17 protein-coding genes are annotated in these 22,226 nt (G+C 56.4%); 7 read left to right on the top strand and 10 right to left on the bottom strand.

What is annotated here, in order from left to right:
• Window positions 1-229 precede the first annotated feature (229 nt).
• Together HMPREF0577_RS08870 and HMPREF0577_RS08865 are read left to right on the top strand one after the other, a co-directional pair.
• Window positions 230-1,195, top strand: coding sequence for a ParA family protein (locus tag HMPREF0577_RS08870; protein WP_004013494.1), 966 nt, complete (start codon window positions 230-232; stop codon window positions 1,193-1,195).
• A gap of 1 nt (window position 1,196) precedes the next feature.
• Window positions 1,197-2,225: a ParB/RepB/Spo0J family partition protein gene (locus tag HMPREF0577_RS08865; RefSeq protein ID WP_004013493.1), complete on the top strand. Its 1,029-nt coding sequence runs from the start codon at window positions 1,197-1,199 to the stop codon at window positions 2,223-2,225.
• Here HMPREF0577_RS08865 and HMPREF0577_RS08860 read toward each other — a convergent pair.
• From HMPREF0577_RS08860 to HMPREF0577_RS08820, 9 genes are all read right to left on the bottom strand, one after another.
• Window positions 2,209-3,444, bottom strand: coding sequence for an aminotransferase-like domain-containing protein (locus tag HMPREF0577_RS08860; protein ID WP_004013492.1), 1,236 nt, complete (start codon window positions 3,442-3,444; stop codon window positions 2,209-2,211). The two genes, HMPREF0577_RS08865 and HMPREF0577_RS08860, sit on opposite strands and share 17 nt — an antisense overlap.
• 116 nt (window positions 3,445-3,560) lie before the next feature.
• Complete coding sequence (gene trxA / locus HMPREF0577_RS08855; protein WP_004013491.1) at window positions 3,561-3,887, bottom strand: thioredoxin; 327 nt, start codon at window positions 3,885-3,887, stop codon at window positions 3,561-3,563.
• A 122-nt stretch (window positions 3,888-4,009) separates the two neighbouring features.
• On the bottom strand, window positions 4,010-4,945 hold the full coding sequence (gene trxB / locus HMPREF0577_RS08850; protein WP_004013490.1) for a thioredoxin-disulfide reductase: 936 nt from the start codon (window positions 4,943-4,945) through the stop codon (window positions 4,010-4,012).
• Between the two features lie 42 nt (window positions 4,946-4,987).
• On the bottom strand, window positions 4,988-5,689 hold the full coding sequence (locus HMPREF0577_RS08845; RefSeq protein WP_004013489.1) for a hypothetical protein: 702 nt from the start codon (window positions 5,687-5,689) through the stop codon (window positions 4,988-4,990).
• 785 nt (window positions 5,690-6,474) lie between these two features.
• On the bottom strand, window positions 6,475-8,922 hold the full coding sequence (locus HMPREF0577_RS08840; protein ID WP_248613776.1) for a S8 family peptidase: 2,448 nt from the start codon (window positions 8,920-8,922) through the stop codon (window positions 6,475-6,477).
• 94 nt (window positions 8,923-9,016) lie between these two features.
• A complete protein-coding gene (locus HMPREF0577_RS08835) occupies window positions 9,017-9,985 on the bottom strand; it encodes an AAA family ATPase (RefSeq protein WP_036342784.1) in 969 nt (322 codons plus the stop codon).
• 321 nt (window positions 9,986-10,306) lie between these two features.
• Window positions 10,307-12,061, bottom strand: a complete 1,755-nt coding sequence (murJ, locus tag HMPREF0577_RS08830; protein ID WP_004013485.1) for a murein biosynthesis integral membrane protein MurJ — start codon at window positions 12,059-12,061, stop codon at window positions 10,307-10,309.
• The gene (locus HMPREF0577_RS08825) at window positions 12,058-14,505 is read right to left on the bottom strand and encodes a DUF6049 family protein (RefSeq protein WP_004013484.1); all 2,448 of its coding nucleotides are present in this window, start codon (window positions 14,503-14,505) and stop codon (window positions 12,058-12,060) included. The genes murJ and HMPREF0577_RS08825 overlap by 4 nt, the downstream gene beginning before the upstream one ends.
• Window positions 14,506-14,542: 37 nt before the next feature.
• The gene (locus tag HMPREF0577_RS08820; protein ID WP_004013483.1) at window positions 14,543-14,977 is read right to left on the bottom strand and encodes an NUDIX hydrolase; all 435 of its coding nucleotides are present in this window, start codon (window positions 14,975-14,977) and stop codon (window positions 14,543-14,545) included.
• Window positions 14,978-15,182: 205 nt separating this feature from the next.
• Here HMPREF0577_RS08820 and HMPREF0577_RS08815 point away from each other — a divergent pair, with 205 nt between their 5' ends.
• Window positions 15,183-16,643: a CCA tRNA nucleotidyltransferase gene (locus HMPREF0577_RS08815; protein ID WP_004013482.1), complete on the top strand. Its 1,461-nt coding sequence runs from the start codon at window positions 15,183-15,185 to the stop codon at window positions 16,641-16,643.
• Complete coding sequence (locus HMPREF0577_RS08810; protein WP_004013481.1) at window positions 16,640-19,024, top strand: transglycosylase domain-containing protein; 2,385 nt, start codon at window positions 16,640-16,642, stop codon at window positions 19,022-19,024. Before HMPREF0577_RS08815 ends, HMPREF0577_RS08810 begins: the two co-directional genes overlap by 4 nt.
• Before the next feature lie 143 nt (window positions 19,025-19,167).
• Here HMPREF0577_RS08810 and HMPREF0577_RS08805 read toward each other — a convergent pair whose 3' ends face one another.
• A complete protein-coding gene (locus HMPREF0577_RS08805) occupies window positions 19,168-20,670 on the bottom strand; it encodes a DUF1846 domain-containing protein (RefSeq protein WP_004013480.1) in 1,503 nt (500 codons plus the stop codon).
• Window positions 20,671-20,882: 212 nt separating this feature from the next.
• Here HMPREF0577_RS08805 and rpsF point away from each other — a divergent pair, with 212 nt between their 5' ends.
• The 3 genes from rpsF to rpsR all read left to right on the top strand — a co-directional run bounded on the left by rpsF (window position 20,883) and on the right by rpsR (window position 22,222).
• Window positions 20,883-21,170: a 30S ribosomal protein S6 gene (gene rpsF, locus HMPREF0577_RS08800; protein WP_004013479.1), complete on the top strand. Its 288-nt coding sequence runs from the start codon at window positions 20,883-20,885 to the stop codon at window positions 21,168-21,170.
• A gap of 93 nt (window positions 21,171-21,263) precedes the next feature.
• Entirely contained in the window at window positions 21,264-21,902 is a 639-nt protein-coding gene (locus tag HMPREF0577_RS08795) for a single-stranded DNA-binding protein (RefSeq protein WP_004013478.1), read from the top strand.
• 74 nt (window positions 21,903-21,976) lie between these two features.
• Window positions 21,977-22,222, top strand: a complete 246-nt coding sequence (gene rpsR, locus HMPREF0577_RS08790; protein WP_004013477.1) for a 30S ribosomal protein S18 — start codon at window positions 21,977-21,979, stop codon at window positions 22,220-22,222.
• Window positions 22,223-22,226: the final 4 nt, after the last annotated feature.

The following is a 22,226-nucleotide window of genomic DNA, read 5'->3' as shown; positions in this document are numbered from 1 at the left end:
ACCTGCGAACGGCCAGAGCGCCAAAAGCACCTCATGAAAAAGCGAACCGGTGAGAGTAAAATTTTTGCGTACTACCAAGCGCAGAGAAGAGTAGTCTGTGGAAAAAAGTTGATGATTGTTGATTTAACGGGGATAAATCTGTGGATAACTTGTGGATTAAAAGTGTAAAGGGAAACGATTTTTTCAGGGCGAAACATGCACTAAACTGGTTACAAAGGAAGGAATAACAGTGGACTTTGAAGAACGCCCCAAGGTGCTCGTGCCTCACACCGAACGTGAACATTCGATTCATCGCAATCTTCGCCCTCATGTCCCTAAATCAGAGGACGACACTCCGATTGCCCGCGACCTGCGTAAAGCGATGGAGCTACGGCGCAAAGTCAGTGACTTGGATGTCCCGCAGCTGACCCAGAATCATGTGGTGGCGGTGGCTAACCAAAAGGGTGGGGTGGGTAAGACCACGACGGTGGCGAACGTGGCGGTGGCTTTGGCGCAGCGCGGGGTGAAGGTGTTGGTCGTGGATTCTGACCCCCAAGGTAATGCTTCGACAGCTCTGGGGATTGAACACACCGTGGGGACACCATCTCTATACGAGGTAATGGCGGGGAAAAAGGTACTGCAGGATGTGGCGCAGCCCTGCCCGGATGAACCGAGTTTACTGGTGGTTCCGGCTACGGTGGATTTGGCCGGGATTGAGATGGAACTGGCAGATGACGAGGAACGCGCTTATTATCTACAGTTGGTGTTGGATACCTATCTCGAGGATCACCAGGGTACTTTGGTGTTGATTGATTGTCCGCCATCTTTGGGTTTGTTGACCTTGAATGCGTTTTGCGCGGCTAGGTGGGTGTTGATACCGGTTCAGGCAGAGTATTACGCCTTGGAGGGGATTTCCCTGTTGACGGATACGGTAGAGAAAATTAAAGCGGGTTTGAACCCGAAGTTGGATGTGCTGGCCTTTTTGGTTACAATGTTCGATCGACGCACGAATCTGTCTTCCCAGGTAGAGTCGGATGTGCGTTCGCATTACCCGGATCAGACTTTAGAGACGACAATTCCGCGTCAGGTGACGATATCAGAGGCTCCGTCGTGGCAGAAAACGGTGGTGTCTTACGACAAGAATTCCCAGGGCTCACTGTCGTATCAGATGGCCGGGGTGGAGTTGTTGCGGAAGTTACAGGAAAAGGAAAGTTAGGATGGCAAAGAAACGCGCGTTGGGCAGTGGTCTGGGGGCTTTGATTCCGCCGGCTCCGGCCAGTCGCGGGGTGGATGTGATTGTGCCGCCAAAGCATGGCTCGCAGGCTAGCCCGGAGGACGCGAAGGTACATGATTTGTTGAATCCGCGTTCCCCGCGCACCCAGACGAAGGCTAAGGGTAACTCGAAATCTAAAGGAGAGCCCGAGTTGGTGGCGGTGCCGGGGATGCGTATGGCCGAGCTTCCGTTGCAGTCGGTGGTGCCGAATCCGAATCAGCCGCGTGAGGTTTTCGATGAAGAGGCCTTGCGGGAATTGGCTGAATCGATTAAATCTGTGGGTGTGTTACAGCCGATTGTGGTGCGTCCTTTAGAGGATTCTGGTGGCGAATCACGCTACGAGCTGGTGATGGGGGAGCGCCGCTGGCGAGCCTCGAAGCTGGCGGGTAAACGTCAGATTCCGGCGATTATCCGCGAAACAGCGGATGAGGATATGCGTCGGGATGCGTTGCTGGAGAATCTGCAGCGTGTGAATTTGAATCCCTTGGAAGAGGCCGCTGCGTACCAGCAGATGATTGCGGAGTTCGGAATTACACAAGAGCTTTTGGCGAAGAAATTATCGCGTTCCCGCCCCCAGATTTCTAATACCTTGCGTTTATTGAAACTGCCGGCAACGGTGCAGGTTAAGGTGGCGGCGGGGGTGATTTCGGCGGGTCACGCTCGGGCTTTGTTGGGTATTGGTAATCATGAGGCGATGGCTGCTTTGGCGGACAGAATCGTAGCGGAGGGCTTGTCGGTTCGAGCAACCGAGGAAATTGTTTCCTTGGGCGAGGCCGAGAAACCGAAGCGGGAACGCAAACCGAGGGTGAAGCCGGCGTTGAGCGAGCACCTCATGGAAAGTAAAACGAAACTGGAGGATTTACTGCAAACCCGGGTTAACCTGCAGGTGGGCAAGCACAAGGGCAGTATTTCTATCGAGTTTGCCGACGAAGCCGACCTGAACCGAATCGTCGAATTTATTTCGCGCCATTGAGTTCTTTTTCTTGTGCTACGGTGACAGCGAGGCGACGGATACCCTCGCGGATTTCTTCCTCGGGGGGATAGCAGTAGGCGATACGCAGGTAATCGGTGCCGCGTCCGTCAGTATAGAAAGCCGAACCGGAAACATAGGCCACCAGATTATGTACCGCGCGTGGCAGCATATCCCAGGTGTTGATACCCGACGGGAAATGCACCCAGGTATAGAAGCCACCTTTAGGTTGCGTCCAGGTGCAATCCGGCAAAAACTTTGCCAGGGCTTCCAGGGCGGCGCGCGCCCGGCCTCGGTACATGACCCGGAACTTGTCGACTTGGCCATACCAGTCGAAATCCCGCAGATACGTAGATATGGTCATCTGGGCGGCCATCGGGGGGCACAGGATAGCGGTTTCGTTGGCGACTACCAGTTTTTCGGTGATTTGCTTGGGCGCTAAAACCCAGCCGATACGAAACCCGGGGGCGAACATCTTGGAAAACGACCCCAAGTAGATAATCCCCTCGGGGTTAAGGGGTTGCAAGGCGGGGAACAGGTGCCCATCGAAACCCAGCAAACCATAGGGGTTGTCTTCGAGAATCAAAATCCCGTGGCGGGCACAGATTTCGACTATCTGGGGGCGGCGGGTTTCCGCTAGGGTCATACCCCCGGGGTTGTGAAAATTCGGCACCGTATACAGGAATTTGGCCGGTCGTCCGGCCGCCTCCAGAGCCGTGGCGGCTTCCTCTAGAGCCTCGGGAATCAGCCCATCATCGTCCATCAACACGTGGTGCACGTCACACTGGTAGGAGTGAAACACGGACAGTGCCCCCACATAGGACGGGGCTTCCACCAGGATGGGTTCGCCCGGGTCAACAAACAACTGGGTTACCAAGTCCAGGGCGTGTTGTGACCCGCAGGTAATGGTCACATTGGCAGCGGAAGCTGAGATTCCCTCTAAGCTCATGATGTCGGTGATTTGCTCGCGCAGCGCCTCGTATCCCTGGCCGCCGCCGTATTGCATCGCGGTGGCTCCGTTTTGGTCGAACAGTGTCCCGAAAGAACGGGCGATATCATGTAATGGTAAATCCTTCAGATTCGGCATTCCCCCGGCCAAAGAAACAACTTCTGGGCGGGAAGCCACCGCGAACAGGGCGCGAGTTTGGCTGATTTTCAGGTTCTGGGCGCGAGCCGAGAAAGCCGGAGCCCAATCAATGTGGGAATGCGTATTTGAATCCATAAATAAAACCTCGTTAATTTAGATTAATCCAAGCCTTAGGCGCAGATAAAAAATAAACTCGTAAAAATTAAAATAATAATCCCAGTTCCCCTTAAAGCGGAAAACTGGGATATTACTTATGCTAAAGCGGTGCTGATTTCGTCACGCAGCTGATTCTTCGGGCGACCCCCGATGAACTCGGCGATGGACTCGCCGCCCTTGAACAGGTGGAAAGCCGGAATTGACGATATCTGGTACTTCATTTGCAAGGCCGGATTCTGGTCGACATCACATTTGACAATCTTAAGGTCATTGCCGTATTCGGCGGCCAACTGGTCAATAATGGGTCCCATCTGGCGGCAGGGCGCACACCAGGTGGCCCAGAAATCCACTAGAACCGGGGTTTCGGATCGCAAAACCTCTTCACTGAAATTGCTTTCGTTAACTTCCAAAGCGTTTGACATAATATCAACCTTCCTGTGCGCGAACGTGCTATTTTACTTATTGTAATGGGTAATAGCATTTATTGCCACAAAAACGGGCAAGCCCCTCATGAAACCCCATGATAACGGCGAAAACCGCCACCCTAAGACCGAGCTTGCGCCTCGAGATCCTTCAAGTAACGCTCGGCGTCAATCGCAGCCTTGCACCCAGTCCCCGCCGAAGTCACCGCCTGGCGATACAGCGCGTCGGTGACATCGCCGGCCGCGAACACGCCCGGCAGCGAAGTCTTGGTGGTGGGGGAATCCACCCAAATATTGCCCAGGTCGTCCAAGCGCAGCTGGTCACGCACCAACTCGGTGCGCGGAATATGACCCGCCGCGATGAACAAGCCGCCGACCTCGACCGTCTCGGTTTCACCGGTCACCGTGTCGCGCAAGGTCACGGTTTCGACCTTATCAGTGCCGTTGATGGAATCCACCACCCGGTTTAGCTTAAACTGAATCTTGGGGTCGGACAGCGCCTTTTGCTGCATAGCCTTCGAGGCGCGGAATCCTTCGCGACGATGCACCAGGGTCACCGAGGAACCGAAGTTCGTCAAGTACGTGGCTTCTTCCATCGCGGAATCCCCGCCGCCCACCACCATTATCGGCTGACCCTTAAAGAAAAACCCGTCGCAAGTCGCACAATAGGACACCCCGTGACCCAGATGTTCGGCCTCGCCGGGAACATCCAGGGTGCGGTAGCCCGAACCGGTGGCGATAATCACCGCCCGCGCCTGGTAGGTCGCATCGTCGGTGGTCACGGTTTTCACGTCGCCGGCCAAATCCAAGGCAGTGGCGTCTTCGTAAATCATTTCCGCCCCGAAACGTTGTGCCTGTTCGCGCATTTCTTCCATCAAATCCGGTCCTTGGATGCCGTCTTTGAAACCGGGATAGTTTTCCACCAAAGTCGTGTTCATCAGCATTCCGCCGTAACCCACCGAACCTGCCACAATCAGGGTTTTCAGCGCGGCACGCGAGGTATAGACGGCCGCAGTGTACCCGGCCGGTCCCGAACCGATAATAATCACGTCGTACAAAATAATCCCTCCAATTCCTTCAGGAACGAACTTGCTTCCATCCTAGCCCAACACTTGTACCTCGGATATCATCAGGCGAAAGCCTCCGCCCGGCGCGGTCGGCAGATTCGTCGACCACAACACCAGCTGTTTGGTAAGCACTGGGGTGTCCAGGTTAAATGCCGTGGTGTTGCTCAGCGGCAAAGCGCCCAGCAGGGTGGCCCCGGCGGGTTGACTATCGGCGGGCTGACCATCGGCGGGCTGGCGTAGCTCCAGTTGTCCGCCGTGAGCCGAAGATGTCACCACTACTTTACGCACCCGCACCGGGGTTTCCCCCAGGTTTATCACCAGTCCGTAGCCGCGCCCTCCCACCAGGGTAGCGTCGCGCATCGAGGCGGTTCGCCACGAGGTCTCCGGTTTCCCGTCCGCCGCCAGCCCGGCCAGTTCGGGGTGATCCCAGCCGTCTTTTATCCCTGAAACCGAGGTCACCCCGGCGATGGGTATCGGTGCCGGTTCGGCCTCTGGCACGATGGCCATATTCGGGTCTGTCGACAAATCCAGGCTGTGTTTCGCGTTCGTGGTGGCGGGTCGTGGCCACATCCACACTAGCATCGCCACCACGAACACCGCGATTATGCCCTGGATTACACTGATTATCGTGAATCGCGATTCGGCTTGGCTGGGGTTGGCCGGGTCGCCCGGGTCGCCCGGAGCCGTTGTTTGCGGTGGCTGCGTCTGCGGTGCTGGGGGTGGGGTTTCGCTCATGGTGTTCCTCTCTGTAGGTTTTATTCTACTGGTTCATGAGGTGCCATCCTCGGCATTGCCCGCGTATAAGTACTAGCCAGTTCTTTTCCACAGGCTGTGGAAAAGTGTTTTGTGTCTCGAGCCGGGGCTTGTATCCTAGTCTGGCCAGGGAAAGGCTCTGGCTGCGTTAAGGCAGCCTGCCTTGACGCATGGTAAAAGCCCCGGTAGTGGCCGGGGCTTTAAGGAACAAGGAGGTCACGATGAGCGACTTCATCGTATTCCTGGTTTCCTTGCCTGAGGCAATTCTAGCAGTAATTCTCATAAATGAGAAGCTGCGTAAGAATCCGCCGAAGGACGATTAAGGAAATCGCGGCCAGCCTAACCAGGCTGGCCGCTTCCTTATTTCACAACTATTTCCCTGGCTGTGCTGTGCTGCGCCGCCTCCGCGCCTTGGTGCCTTGGTGCGCTCGCGCGCCGTCGCTCGCCACACCATCGAAAACAGCGACACAAGCAACGAAACAAAGACTGTGCGGGGGCGGTCAAAGACCACCCCCGCACAGCGTAGAACCGGGGTATTTTCCTTGCTTCGATTCTGCGTGGCGGTGCGGGCGCATAGACGATGCGGCACCGCGTGAATCATCTGGATTCCAAGGCTTATATTCCCGGGTTTCTGGGTGCGAGACAAAGATTCAGATTTTCAGATTGATGATGAGAAAAGGTGGTGCCGGGCGTAAGCCCGGCACCACCGTGTTTTCCCACATTACCCCCCATTAGGTTTCAATCTGTCAAGGGAACTGAGGCTAAAGTTAGTTTCCAGAAACATAACCAGCCGCAGGAGTTCCCACGGGAACTGCCACGGGGATGGGTAGCTGTGTAGCGATTGGCGTGTATAGGTCGATGTTTTCTGTCTCTGTTCGTAGCGAGGTGATTAGGGCATAGCGGATAGCTAGGTCGCGACGATTCTTGCGAGTGTTGTTTTTCCACCAACCACCCACGGGATAAACCGCTATATTGTGGCAGTGGGCTAGTTCGGAGCCTGTCCCAATCCATTCATCTTGGTGCAGGGAGCCAAGATGGCGGTTTCTTTCCCCAAGTAGCCATCGTTGGGAGTCTTTGGCTCGGGTGCTGTCTCCTGAGCTTCTTGGTTCCCGGTTGATGCGACTAATGAATTCGTTTTGAGTCTCTAGGCAGCCCTGTAGGTCGAAGCGTAGCCCGTGGGAAGCGTAAGCATATTTGTTGCGCCAACCCCGCCGGGAGGCAGAGGGCTCAATGAAGTATGATAAGGTGATGCGCAGCTGCACTGGGTTTTCGCCCAAGTCTTCGAGAACTTCGCGAGGCCACGGCAGGGAATGCAACCGAAAATGCGGCATAGCGTAGTCCTTGCCGGTAAATGGAATAAAGCTATCTTGGGTAACCAGGGTTACTGCGTTGAGCTGGGAATTTAGAACGTTACTTTCTGTGGGTACGCCCCACCCGAATTCGCGCAGCAGGTTCTGGCGGGCTTTCTTGCTGTTGTTCACAGCGAGGCGGTTTTTCATGGTTTTGGTCCATTGCGCCTCGTGGGTGAGTAGACCACGGATGGTTTCTGGCCAATAGTCGGGGTATCGACTCATCGCGAGAGCGGCCAGACGCGCGGCTTGGGCGGTGGCGGCGCTGGTGGCGTTAGCGGTTGTCAGCGCAGTCGTGTTTTTTCTACTCGTGGAAAGCAAGGACAACGTAGACACTCGAGGCTCGATAAGCCCCTTGCCGTCACTGAGCGCGTTGCCACCTTCCATACAAATATCGGGTTTTATAGGCCACCGGTTTTGGTCGAAATACACCGAGGTGCTGGTATGCGGGGAAATATCTCCCTCCTCGGCCACCGGTTGCCACCCTTGGTATTGTGGATGTGTCGGAGTCTTCGTCATCTCGGTGTAGGCTCCAACCGTGAGCGCATTCCAGGCCTGGGCGGGGTCATGGATAGGCGAGTTCACGCAATTCGTGCGGTAATCATCGGAGTATCTGGCCACATTCCCAGCCGCTACCAGGAAAAGCCGCGTCGAGTGCGGGTCTGGTGTGGAGAGTAGCTGGATTTCGCGGCCTTCGCGGGTAATATCGGTGCCAACCGCAAGCGCATCCACCGCTGCCGACCACAATGAGGGCTCCCCGGGATTATCCGGGTCACTGCTTAGCGCCAGGCAAAATACTCTGCGACGTTCATGAGATGCTATCTCGGGATAAGTCACTGCCGTAACAGTGGCCGTACCATAATCAAACGGGTCAACCGGTTTTTCACCGACACCAGGCCACATCCTGACAGATTCAAGACGATGGTGAAGCGAAACAATTCCACTGCTCCCCATTATTGGGTTCAAATCTCCGTAAAGCGCGAGACCGGCCATAATCGTGCCATGCCCTAAAACATCCGTGCCAGAACCACCAAAAATCGAGTGGCAATCCTGCGGTGCTAACGAATGTTGTAACAGTTCGTGGGTATAGAGCACCCCGGTATCCAAAACGCAAACCGCCGGGAAAGCATCGGGAGCCGGAACGGTTCTTTCGGCTAGTTCCAAGACATAGTCATCTTTTTCTTCTGGCGAGAGATCAGCAATCATATCGATGAATTCGGGCTGCCGAAGTTCCGTGATTGGCACAGCGGAGAACAGTAAAGTCTGAACCTGTTCCCGAGAGGTCTCCACCCACACAATCAAGCGGTCATTCAGCCGTAATCGTTGATTCTTTTCCTTGAGACCAGACACTTTAACGTACTTCTGCCAGTTATCAACCTGGGGACTAGTCGCGTCGAGCCACACCTCCCACCAACACTTCACGCCCCTCGGAGGTAATGGCGAGGACGATGTCCATAAATCCTCTAAGATTCCCTGCCGGATACGTGAAATATTCGCTACCAGTTCCTGGTTACTCGGTTTGCCGTTCTTGGTGTTCTTGGTATCGTCAAGATAGTCCGCAAACAGTTTCAAGAAATCCTGTCGATACTCATCACTAACCCACACAGTGGCACGTTCCGGTGTGTCCTGCTCCGCTGCACGAGCCGATAACAGCATCCACTTAGGTTTACTATTCTGTTCGCTGGTGCGTCTGCTTAGGGAATCCAGCTTCAAGGGACAGTCTGCTTCTTCCCCCTCCAGGGTAATCACTGTGCCCGTTGCGCGCAGTTCCTCGCTAAGGGGCAGAGCCTTACGGTTCTGCTCACAAGCCTGGAAAGCCAGCTTCGCCGCCTGTTTAAGACGCAAGCCGTGCTCACCGCGATTCACCGGCCGAACCTGCGGCGACCCACCGCCTCCCCGATTAAAAACCTTGGATTGCGCATAGCCTTGTATAAGCAAATGATTCAAACCAGGTTCGTTACTAGGCACGACGCGCCGCCCTCCTAGCAACTAATGCATCCACCAAATCAGCGCGACCGACTTGACGTTCCCCACGCAACAGAACCGTCTTAGCAGCAACCTCAGCCGCCTTCACCAATTCCGCGTGGCTTAACCCTGACGTATACTCACCAAGACCAGCCATGCTCACACCAGCAGCGAGACCGCCAAGACGCGCTTTCATCACCGTCACCGCCTGACGCACATCGGGCAGACCGTAAGTAAGCACCGCATCGAAGCGTCGGAACAAGGCGTAATCCAGAAAATCCCGGTGATTAGTGGCGGCTATCACTATAGATTCGTTGCTGGCCTGCTCCAAGAAAACCAGGAAAGAGCTCAATATCCGGCGCGCCTCCCCAACATCATTACCGCCACGATCAGCACCTAAAGCATCAAACTCATCAAAAAAATACACCGCGCGATTCCTGGAAACCGCATCAAAAACCAATCGCAACTTGCCGGCAGTCTCGCCCATGAATTTGCTAAGCAGGCTATCGAGACGAATCGTGAACATCGGAATCCCCAGCTCGCAGGCGATAACAGCGGCGGTCATTGTTTTGCCAGTACCCGGCGGGCCCTCCAACAGCAGGCGGTGCGCAGGAACAAACCCATAGTCAAGCAGTTTTTTTCGCTGCCGCTGTTCCGCCAACACTTGTTTTATTTGGGACAACAATCCCGGCGCAACCACCAGCTCGTTGAGCCTGACCTCCGGGTAAGTAGCCTCTACCAGTTCGGAGAGTTCACCACGCGGCTGCGCCAGTGTCGTAACCTGGCACAAAGTCTTAGATTCCCTGGAAGTATCAACCGCATTTTTAATGTCATTAGCCAACACGTGATGTCCTGCCTTCGCTTCGCGTGCCGCCACCTGAAGAGCAACTGAATAAAAATTCTCGTCATCCCCCGCCGCGTAGCTACGCACCATAGCCGCCACATGTTGCCCACTACCAGTCACAATGCACCTCCAATCCGCAACGCGCACAAAACCGAGTACAGTCAACCCATATTTTACCAACCAAAACCAACAAGGAACTCCGATTCCGGCTTCAAGTCCGTAGTAGGATATGCGTCATTATGTTTAACCGTGCACGTTTTCATTGACGATTCCGGCTACGGTGGGTTGCCGCCGTGAGTTGTTTTTTAAGGTGCTTCGGCTAAAACGGCCAATCGTGGCCGTTTTTTAACGCCTCCGCCGTTTAGCGCGTGGCTCACGCGACTTCGTCGCTGCCGGTTTTCTTAAGGTGCTTCGGCTAAAACGGCCAATCGTGGCCGTTTTTTAACGCCTCCGCCGTTTAGCGCGTGGCTCACGCGACTTCGTCGCTGCCACGCGCCGTACCTCATGTACCCCAAAAATCCAGGTGAACAGGATATACAGTGGAACCATTATCAGACCAACCACCAGGCAACGCCCCAAACCCGAGGTGAAAGTCGCCCCGATTGACCACCCCGCACCGGGAACCGGCAATGCAAACAGTACTGTCGCCGGCAGCCCCGCCAAAACCGTCGCTGCCACACACCGCCAGTAATGCTCCGCTATCTGGTGTAATACCTTAGAATCCAGGCCGTGACGCCGCAACATCCTGAAACCCCACCAGGCCGCCAGGAACTGCGCCAAAGGCTCACCAATCACCGTGACCTCCAGCCACCACTCCGGGGACAGCGCCAAATACGCGAACACCGCTAAACACCCTGTCAACAGTGGAAACGGCAAAGTCGACAGGAACTGCGAACGGGTGTCCTCTAGGGAATACAATACCCGGGTATTCGTGACGAAAATTGTTTGGGCGGGAATCCCCAGGCTTATGGTCACTAAAACCACGGCCATCGCCCGAGCCTGGTCGGGGGGCAACGCCGAGGCCGTGAAATTCGCTAAAGGCAGTGCCCCCACAATCAACATTCCCGCCAACGGTATCGTGAACAGGGAAGACAGGCGTACCGCCTGGAGGTAGTCGGCGGAGAGCGCCGCGAAATCACCTTGGGTGGCGTGAAAAGCCATCGCCGTGAAGAACGCGGTGGAAACCGAGATGGTCACCAGGGATTGAGGCAAAATATACAGCATCGTGGCATAGCCGTAAATCGAGGTGGCGGGATAGAACTGGTTGGCGGCCTGCCCCACTCCGTTGGCTTCGGAGCCGATACGAGTCACAATCAGAGTCATCACCGAATTGGCCAGCAACCCCGCAAAAGCCCAGGCTGCGACCCGCCCGGTGCGCCGGAAACCCAAACCGCGCCAGTGGAAGTTCGCGCGCAGCTGGAAACCCAGATGCTGCAAAGGAAACACCAAAATCAGGGCTTGCAGCGCAATCCCCAGGGTCATCGACCCGGCTAACAGCACGATACGCGAGGTGTCCCAAGCGGAAACATCGAAGTTATGTGCCGGTGCCGTCCCGTAAAGAAACAGGAACACCCCCAGACCCGCGATACCCACCAGGTTATTCACCACCGGCGCCCACATGTAGGGGCCGAAACTGGAAAGCGAGTTCAAAACCTGTCCCAACAGGGCGTATACCCCGTAAAAGAAAATCTGAGGCAGGCACCACAGCGCGAAAATCACTGTCAAGGAAAACAGTTGCGGGTGCATCCCCCCGCCAAAGAGCAACACAATCGGCCAGGCCAACGCCACGGTCAACACGGTCAAACCCAACAGGATAATCGCTGTCAGGGTCAACAGGGCGTTCACCCGGTCGGTGCCCTTGTGGCCTTTGTTTTGCGACAGGGTGCGCACAATGGTCGGCACCAAGATTGCGTTTAAAATCCCCCCGGCCAGCAGGTTGTACAGGGTGTTGGGCAAGGTGTTGGCGGTGTTGAACGCATCGGCTATCCCGTAGCCGCCGATTGCCGCGACCAACAGCCACTGCCGCACGAAACCCAGAATCCGGCTGACCAGGGTGCCGGCCGCCATAATCACCGAGGATTTACCGCGATTGGTTGACTCTACGCCGGCGGCGACTTGCGTGCCCGGGTCGGTCGCAGCTTCGCCTTCCTGGTCACGAGGTGCCATTTGCGGTTTCGAATCTTTAGTATCACTCATGACTTCTCTCGCTTGGGTTTGCGGCCTTTAACAATCCGGCGGGTAATCCCACCTATCAGCACTATAGTCAGAATTACGGCCAGGACATAGACTCCGGTGGATTCCCACTGGGCGTGCACCCGCAGCTGGATTTCTTCCGGGCGGCCGATTTCTTGCCCAGCCTCGTTGCCCAGGGTGACGCGCACCGTAATATCCCCGTGTCCGACCGCCGTGACGGGAATCCGGGTTTGCGCGGTGGCGTGGGCGGGGATTCGCAGTTGGGGCGACTGGTCGAATTGTAACCGGGAGTTGCTGGCTTTCAGTCGCACCCGCACGTCTACTGGGGTGTCGTAGTTGTTGGTTACGGAAATCGGTATTTTGGCTTCTTTATCGATTAGGTTTATCACCGAGGCCGGCTGGGCTTTCACCAGGTTCAGTAATTTTTCGCTCACGTCGGGGTCTATCAGGGCGGTTGCCCCGGGGTGTGGCGGGTTCATGAGGTGCCATCCGGGATTAGTGGCGGAATCCGGGTGGTTGTCCTCTCGGGGTTTCGCGGTGTGGTTGCCGGGGCTTAGGGTCGTGTTGGGCAAGGTGTTTTCGCAGCTGGCACACATGGATCTGACCTGGATTTCTTGGAAGGCTTCGCGGAATTCCGCACTGTTTTCCAACACGGTTTCCAGGGCGGCGCTGCGTTCCAGGTTTTGTGCCAGGTTCCAAGCCGGGTTGGCATAAATCGTCCGCCCGGTATTGTCACTGCTGGTCAGCGTCGTGAACTCGTTTTTTTTAGGGGGTGGGGGTGGGGTCAGTTTAAGGTGTCCGCGGTTATCTGGGCTGACTTCGCGCCAGTCGGGGAATTCTAACCACCGCGCCTCTATCAAGGCTTTGATAACGGTGGTTTGTGCCGGGGTGGCCGCGTAATCGCGACTAGTCCCGGCCACAAATAGCCGGGGTGCAAAGGGGCGTTCTCGGGTTAGCACGGCGGTGGTTGCCAGCGCCCATTGGCGTAACAATAGTGGTGAGGGGGTGTTATTGGTTTTGAATCCTAGGTGTGTCGCATCGTTGTTTAGCAAGTCGCTGAGTTCTCGGTCGGCGACCCAGCCTAGGGTGGTGGTGTTGCGGTTTACCTCGATTTCGTGGCGGGCATCGGTTTGGTAGGTTTCTGGTTTCGGGGTTTCGGTGTATTGCGCGTCGGATTCCACCACCAGGGGTGCTTTGGTGCCCCAGGTGGTGACTTCCGTCGCGATGTCGGGGGTGGGTGAGCCCGAAAGTTGGGGCCACAATATCAGGTTTTCTTGCCAGTGAGCTACCCCTGGGGTGTCGTTCAGGCGTGCGGCGAGGTGTTGCGCAGCTGTTAGCAGTTTCCGATTCGAAGTGACCTCGGGGTTGGCTTGGTGGGGGGAGTTGTTTGTGCCAGGTTGATGGTGGTTGAGCCAAGCGGTGTTGGCGGCGGCGAAATCCCCGGGCGGCAGGTAGGCGGGGGGCATATTGCCGCATTGACCCGCGCGCTGCAGTTCAGCCAGGGTCGGGTGATAAGGTGGGTTTTGGTTTGTTGATAGCCCTTGAGTTTCCTGGTTTAAATTGTTGACGTGGTTGTCAGTTTTTTCGGTTGCGCCGGGTTTTGAATCCGCTTTCTTCGGGGTGGTTTCTTTGAGTTGCAATGCTCGCCTGACGGTGGCCAGGGTTTTTCCGTGGGGGTTCATGAGTAGCGGGTCGAAAACCGGAGTGAGGGGGGCAATCTGGGCTAGTTCACAGAGTTTGACCTGTCGCGGGGCGGGGTGAGCGGCGAAATCTGGCAGTACTTGCCCGCTTTGTGCCGCATCAGCTGGGGTGGTCACCACCGGCATTAAAGCCAACATTTGCGAGGGTTTAAAGGCTGCCCCGGAATCCCACACCAAGAATGACCTGGCGGAAAACGGTTCTTGAGCTGGTTTCCTCTTCAGGTGGGGGGTGACGCTGACTTCCAAGAAACGTGGTCCCCACTCGGAGCTGTGCCCCAAAGGCAAGTCTTGGCGGGGTACCTTGAATTCTAGTTCCCGGGGTTTCGCAGCAAAAAGCGAGACATTTTCCATGGTGGCTACGGTTTTCAAGGTGGTTTTGCGGGTTTTATCCACCGCCCAATCCGCGAGTTCTTGGCGGGTTATTGGCGTGCGAGAGGCCACCGATAGGCTGACATCGGCTTGGAAATCGGTGCCGGCTGGCAAGGTGACCGTAGCTTTAAGGTGGAAAGCGGGGGTATCTGGGTGCAGTACCGGCGTCATTTCCGCAATATCCACCACCGCCATGTTCACATCTTTTTCCCTCGGTTTTTCCTTTGAACTAGGCATTTCGGTGGTGGACGTGGTTGACAGATTTACGGCCAGGGCATCAGGGGAGACGGGGGACACCAGTGGGATGGCACCTAATGAAAGCGCTCCCAACAGCACCCCGAACCCCAAGTCACGGAGCGAAAAACCAAACTGAACCACAGAGCTAGCTTAGCGGTCTAGCGGCTGATACTGCGGCTCATTGCTTGACCCCCAGCAATTTCATAGCAATCGCGGCGATACGACGCTCCGCCGGATACGCCAAACGCTGATTCATCACCACCAGCGGCACCCACCCCGCAGCGGTAGCCTCGCAATCCGGGTCGTTTTCCACCGTAATCTCGCCACCTATCGTTTCACACAAGAAATGATGTACCACCTTGTGAACCCGCCGATCCGGGCCGGAAAACCAATAATCCATCGCGGAAATAAACCGCACCGGGCGACAGTGAATCCCGGTTTCCTCTTCGATTTCACGCGCCGCCGCCTGTCCGGGAGTTTCCCCAGGCTCGACATGACCCTTGGGCAACAACCACTCCAGACGCCCCGTGCGAGCCCGGCGCAAAATCAGCGCCGCACAGACCTGGCCGTCAACCAGGTCAACCGCTAATCCGCCTGCTGATACCTCTTCCACAATGGGCAGCAGCCGACCTGAACGGGAACGATAAAAGCCCGGAGGGACGGGCTCCACGTTCACGTCACGGGGGGGGTTACCCGGCGGCAATGGTGGCATACCTCAACTTTAAAGCCACCCGGGGGCTTTACCCAAGGAATCCGCATATTTTTCGTGTCACCCCATGGGCTAAAATAAAAAAGACTAACGCAACAGAAGGAGCGACGTGGGTATTGTGCAAGGAAAAAACCCGACAGCCGTGATTTCCGAATTGGTGCCACTAGTGGCACCCCTGGGGGATGTTTTTACCGGCGCCGGTTTCGAAATTGCTCTGGTAGGCGGGCCGGTGCGAGATGCTCTATTGGGACAAGCCCCTCATGACCTCGACCTCACGACCTCGGCGCGACCCGAAGAAATCGAAACCGTTTTACGGCCCTGGGCGGATGCCGTGTGGGACGTGGGACGCAACTTCGGCACTATCGGGGCACGCAAAGGCGACGCCATCTTCGAGATTACGACTTATCGTTGCGATGAATATCAGCGAGATTCCCGCAAGCCCCTCGTGAAATTCGGCGACACCCTGGAAGGCGACCTGTGGCGACGCGATTTCACCGTCAACGCGATGGCGCTGCGCCTGCCCGAAATGACGCTAGTCGACCCGACGGGGGGCGAACGCGACTTGGAGCAACAGATGTTGCGCACCCCGATTTCCCCCGAGGAATCCTTCAACGACGACCCGTTGCGGATTATGCGCGCCGCGCGATTCGCCGCCCAACTGGGATTTGATATTGACTACAGCGTGCTGACCGCCATGCAGGATATGCGCGAGCGCCTGCAGATTGTTTCGCGCGAACGCATCCAGGCAGAGTTTTCCCGGCTGCTGGTCTCGCCCTGGCCACGGCGCGGGTTGGAACTGATGGTTTACACCGATGTGGCCGCGCAAGTAGTGCCCGAACTAATGGATTTGCGCGATATGCAAGACGAACACAAACGCCACAAAGACGTGTGGGAACATTCCCTGATTGTGCTGGAACAAGCCATCGCGCAAGAGACCGGCCCAGACGGTCCGGTTCCCGAACCCGACTTGGTGCTGCGCCTGGCAGCTTTGCTGCACGACATCGGGAAACCCGCCACCCGGCGTTTTGAAGCCGGCGGGGTGGTGACCTTCCACCAGCACGATGTGGTGGGAGCCAAGATTGCGCGGCGTCGGCTGCGGGAGTTGAAATACGACAAAGCCACGATTCGTGACGTGTCGCGTCTGATTGCACTGCACCAGCGCTTTCATGGCTACGGGGAACAGCCGTGGACGGATTCGGCGGTGCGTCGCTACGTTACCGACGCAGGACCCCTGTTGCAACGTTTACACCGGTTGACCCGCGCGGATTGCACCACCCGCAATGTGCGTAAAGCCGAGCGTCTGTCGGCCGCTTACGACGACCTAGAGGCGCGGATTGCGGCACTGCAGGCCAAAGAGGAACTCGACGCGGTACGCCCGGAGCTTGACGGCTCGGAAATCATGGAAATCTTGGGGATTTCCCCCGGCCCGCAGGTAGGCAAGGCCTATAAGTATCTCTTGGCGTATCGCATGGAAAACGGCCTGGTGGGACGCGAGACCGCCGAAACTGTGCTGCGCGAATGGTGGGAGAAATGTCACAATGGTCAGGCTACAGGAAGGGAGGGCTCATGAGTCCCAGTCGGGTACAACCCAGGCGGGTCACAGGCCAAAGTGTGCGTCAAGTTCGCCCGCAGCGGCGCAAGCACCACTATGTTCGCAATACGTTCTTGAGCTTGCTATTGCTATTTTTACTGGTAATTGTAGGGGCATTTGCGACGTTTTTGATAACCTATGCCACCACTGAGATTCCCAAACCATCCCAATTTGCCCGCTCCCAGGTCACCACGGTTTACTATGCGGACGGTAAAACCGAGATTGGAAAATTTGCCGAGGTCAACCGCGAAATTGTCGACACCACGAAACTGCCGAAATACGTGGGTAACGCTGTGGTGGCCTCCGAAGACCGGACGTTTTGGACAAACTCTGGGGTCGATTTGAAAGGCATTATCCGGGCGTTTATCAACAATGCGCGCGGACGTTCCCTACAGGGAGCCTCGACCCTGTCCCAGCAGTACATAGAGCGTTACTATATGTCGGAAAACACGTCGAAAGGCAATGTGTTTCAACGTTACTGGGCGAAAGCCAAGGAAGCGATTTTGGCGTTGAAAATCAACCGGCAACAGGACAAGGAAGAAATCCTGGGTAACTATTTGAACACGATTTATTTCGGCCGCGGCTCGTATGGCATCCAGGCTGCCGCCAAAGCATATTTCGGGAAATCCGCCTCGGATTTGACCGTGTCAGAGGCCGCGATGCTTTCAGGGATTATCCCAGCTCCTTCCGCTTGGGATCCGGCGGTCAGCCCCGAGATGGCCAAGAAACGGTGGCTGCGGGTGCTAACTTACATGGCGGAATCCGGCTATATCACGCCCGAAGAAAAACGTTTCGCCGAATTCCCTGCCGTGCGCCCGCCTTCACAAAGTAAACAGAATTTTGGGGGGGTAAACGGTTATTTCATGTTCCAGGCTCGCCAGGAACTCAAAGATTTGGCTGGGTTGTCCGAGGAACAAATCGACACCCAGGGGCTCAAGATTGTCACCACCATCGACCAGTCCAAACAGCAACTGATGGTGGACTCAGTAGCGAAACTGCCGGAGGGACACGCCCCGAACCTGCGGGTGTCGATGGTGTCAGTTGACCCGAAAAACGGCGAAATCATCGCCGAGTACCCCGGTGCGGATTATATGAAAATCCAGTCCAATGCGGTGACCCAAGACCACTTCCAAGCCGGCTCGACATTTAAGATTTTCGGTTTGATTGCGTATTTGGAACAAGGCGGCAGTATCAATGATATTTACAACGCGAATTCCCCGGCCATTATTCAAGGGGTACCGATTCAGAATTTCGGGGGATATTCTTACGGTAATGTCACCTTGGCCACCGCCACCGCCAAATCCCTAAACGTGCCCTATGCGCTCATAAACGCCAAGATAGGGCCGAACCTGACCAAGGAGGTCGCGATTCGCCTGGGTTTGTCCGAGAAAACCCCCGGCCTGGATGCCGTGCTGACGAATATTTTGGGTTCCTCTTCCCCCACCGCCCTGGACTTAGTCACGGCCTATACCACGATTGCCAACGAAGGTAAACGCGAAGTAGTGCACCTGATTCGCCAGGTCACTGACGCGAGCGGGGATATCGTGTACATGCCGTCTTTTACCCCCGAACAAGTGCTCGATCGAAACGTGGCCTTGACTGCCACCCAGGCCATGGAAGACGTGATTGCACCCGGCGGCACCGCCGCTATAGCCCAGATTGGGCGCCCAGCTGCGGCTAAAACCGGATCCTCGTCCGACAACAAGTCGGCGGTGATGGTAGGTTTCGTCCCCCAGGCGGTAACCGTGGTGGGTATGTATCAAGTCGGACCGGGTGGCACCGAGGAACAAATCACCCCCTTTGGCGGCGAAAGGGAAGTCATGGGGGCGAACTGGCCGGCGTGGCTGTGGAAACAATACATGTCCCGGGCGGTGAAAGACATGGAAGTCGAGCAATTCGGCAAAGTCGGCAAGATTGGGCACGCCCAAGTGAAGCGCTCCAGTGCCCCCGACTTCACCGACATCCCCTCGCGCCCGTCGCAAGCCCCCGAAGCGGTAGAATCGCCCAGTTCGCCGCCCGCCGAGAATCCAGGCAATGTGGGTGGTGCTGGCTCTGAGGGCGGCAATCCGGCTCCGCACGAAACCAGACCAGGTAACCCTGGGCTCCCGGGGACGAATCCCAGTGAAACCGGGGGTGCCGACGGCGGTGCCGACGGGGGTGCTGGTGGCGGTGGTACTGGTGGCGGTGCTGGTGGCGGTGCCACTCCGCCAGGCAACCCCGCGCCGGGTAATCCCCCGTCAGATAACCCGGCGCCAGATAATCCCGCGCCGAGCAACCCCGGTGGTAACTCAGGTGGTAACCCCGGTGGTAACTCAGGTGGTTCCGACACTGGCAGCACCGAGGCCGATATCACCGGTTAGCGGGTATTGCTTTTGGGTTTGGAATTCATGAGGTGCCAGCCGAAAATTCGGCAAAATGCCTAAATCCCGGCTGGCACCTCATGAAAAGGCGCTCCGAACGAAAGAACACCCGGCGCGCGGCGAACCGAAATTCGCCCGCAGCCCTAGTGCTTGCGATACAAGCTCTTGCGCTGGAACTTGGGTTCGGAAGTAACCAGTATCCCCAGATTGCGGAAAATCCCTTCGTCCACGGAACCCAAAATAGTGGTGGTGTGGACGTTGCAGCCTTCCAGCTCCTTTAACTTACCTAAAGCGGCGCGGGCATTGGGATCCGTGGCGGCGGATACCGACAGGGCAATCAGCACCTCGTCGGTGTGCAGCCGCGGGTTACGTGACCCCAAATGTTCGGTTTTCAGAGTCTGAATCGGTTCAATCGAGGCGCGCGACAGCAGGTCGATTTCTGGGTCGATTCCCGCCAGGTATTTCAGGGCATTCAACACCATAGCCGCCGAACATCCCAGCAAAGCCGAGGTTTTGCCTTTGATTATGGTGCCGTCGTGCAGTTCTAGAGCACTGCCGGGTTGGCCAGTAGCGTGCTCTATCTCCAGAGCTGAGCCCACCACTTTGCGTTGCCACGTGGAAGTGCCCGCCTTGGCCATAATCAAGGCAATCCGCCCCGACATCGTGCCGTCGCGGCCTTCTTTGGCTTCCTCTACCAGCGCCTTGTAATAGCGGCGGATGATTTCTTGGCGCGCGGCTTCTTGGCACACCGCGTCATCCTGGATGCAGTACCCGGCCATATTCACGCCCATGTCGGTGGGCGACTGGTAGGGCGAAGACCCTGCAATCTGTTCCAACATGGTTTTGAGCAGCGGGAAGGTTTCCATGTCACGGTTATAGGACGTGACTTGTTTGCCGTAAGCCGCCAGGTGATACGGGTCAATCAGGTTAATGTCATCGAGGTCGGCTGTCGCCGCTTCATAAGCCAGATTCACCGGGTGTTCCAGCGGCAGGTTCCAGATTGGGAAGGTTTCGAACTTGGCGTAACGCGCGTTAATACCACGCTGGTGGTCGTGATACACCTGAGATAAGCAGGTGGCCAGTTTCCCGGAACCTGGACCGGGCGCGGTGACCACAATCAGGTTGCGTTCCAGTTCCACATAGTCATTGCGTCCCAAACCTTTATCAGACAGCACCAGTTGCGTGTCAGTGGGATAGCCCGGAATAATGCGGTGTCGCGCTACCTTTAGTCCCAGGCGTTCCAGGCGTTCCTTAAAGGCCAGCGCCGGCACGTTGTCGTCTTCCAGGCGTGTCATCACCACGTTCTTTACCAGGAAACCGCCCTCGCGGAACACGTCAATCAGGCGCAACACGTCGTCTTCGTAGGTAATCCCCAAGTCGGCGCGGATTTTTTGGCGTTGCAAGTCGAGCGCGCTGACACACACCAGGATTTCGATTTCGTCCTTGAGTTCGCGCAGCATCGCGATTTTATTATCCGGGGTGAAACCGGGCAGCACCCGTGAGGCGTGGTAGTCGTCGAACAGCTTTCCACCCATCTCCAGGTAGAGTCGCCCGTCATCCCCGGCGATTTCGCGGCGGCGTTGGGCGATGTGTTCGGACTGCATTTTGATGTATTTTTGACGGTCAAATCCAATCTTATTGGTCATTTTCTCTCTTCCTTTACGATTTAACGTATCGATTGTAGTGGAAAATCTGAGGGGGTGTTACCTTGGCGCTCGGGTGGGGTAACAATTGGCGTAAGTGCGCCGGAAACGGTAGACTGGGTTGGCCTGTTTGTCGCGGCTTCATGAGGGGCTAGTCGGGCGGGCGAACTCCTGTTACGGAAGGACCGTAACCGCAAAGACCAGAGGAGAAAACCTTGCGAAAATACGAAATGATGGTGATTGTCGACCCCGAGGTTGACGAGCGCACCGTGGAACCTTCGATGAGCGCCCTGTTTGGCCAGGTTAACGACCTGGGGGGGAAGGTTGAAAAGCTCGATGTGTGGGGCAAACGCCGTTTGGCTTACCCCATTTTAAAGAAAACTGATGGGATTTACGTTGTGGTTGACATGGAAACCACCCCGGAAGTTGCCAAGGAACTTGACCGACAATTGTCGCTCAATGAATCTATTTTACGAACCAAGTTGCTGCGCCGCGACGCCTGACGAGATAGCGAAATTTTTGCCCCAGGGTCTGGTTTAAGCTGAAAATAACTGGCAGTTTAGGGCGAGATTTCGCGAATTAAGTAAGGAGGAACAATGGCTGGCGAAACAACTATCACGATTGTGGGCAATCTCACGGCAGACCCGGAAGTCCGGTGGATTGGCGACGGGACGGCGGTGGCTTCGTTTACGATAGCATCGACCCCGCGCACTTTTGATCGGTCAACCAACTCTTGGAAAGATGGGGAGGCCATGTTTATGCGCTGCTCGGCGTGGCGCGAAATGGGCGAGAATATCGCGGAATCCCTGAAAAAGGGGATGCGGGTTATTGCCTCGGGGCGTCTGCAACAGCGTTCGTGGGAAACCCAGCAGGGCGAACGTCGCACGGTAATCGAGATGACCGTAGACGAGATTGGACCCTCGTTGCGTTACGCCACGGCTCATGTGGAGCGCAATCAGCGTCGTGATGCCGGTTTCGGCGGCCAGAGCGGCTATGGCGGTGCTGGCTATGGCGGATCCGGCGGTTCGGCTGGCGGAAACTATGCCAATAGTTTCGGTGGCTCCGGTGGTCAAGGTAGCGGGGGAGCACCATCCCAGCCCGGATATGGCTCCGGTGGTAACCAAGGTGGCTCGGGCGGCGGCCAGGGCGGGGCGGACGACCCTTGGGGGTCTCCCGCCGGCGGATTCGGTGGCGGTGCCCCCCAGTCAAACTTTGACCAAGACCCGCCTTTTTAAGCAACAACCGTGAATATTCACAAACTTTAAGCCCGTTAGTGGCTGTTTGAAACTAGAAAATACAAGGAGAAACTATGGGTAACAAAGCCCGGAAATCCAAACCCATCAGCCGGAAGAAATTCACCCCGGTAAAGGCTCATAAAGTAGGGCCGATTGACTACAAAGACACCGCTTTGCTGCGTAAGTTCATTTCGGATCGCGGCAAGATTCGCGCCCGTCGGGTCACCGGTGTCACCACCCAGGAGCAGCGTTTGATTGCCAAGGCCGTTAAGAACGCCCGCGAAATGGCGCTGCTCCCCTACTCGAGCTCGGCTCGCTAAAGGG

The sequence above is a fragment of the Mobiluncus mulieris ATCC 35243 genome (assembly GCF_000160615.1).
Taxonomy (GTDB): Bacteria; Actinomycetota; Actinomycetes; order Actinomycetales; family Actinomycetaceae; genus Mobiluncus; species Mobiluncus mulieris.
The sequence above is the reverse complement of the archived record's forward strand: the minus strand, read 5'-3'. Positions and strand labels throughout refer to the sequence as shown.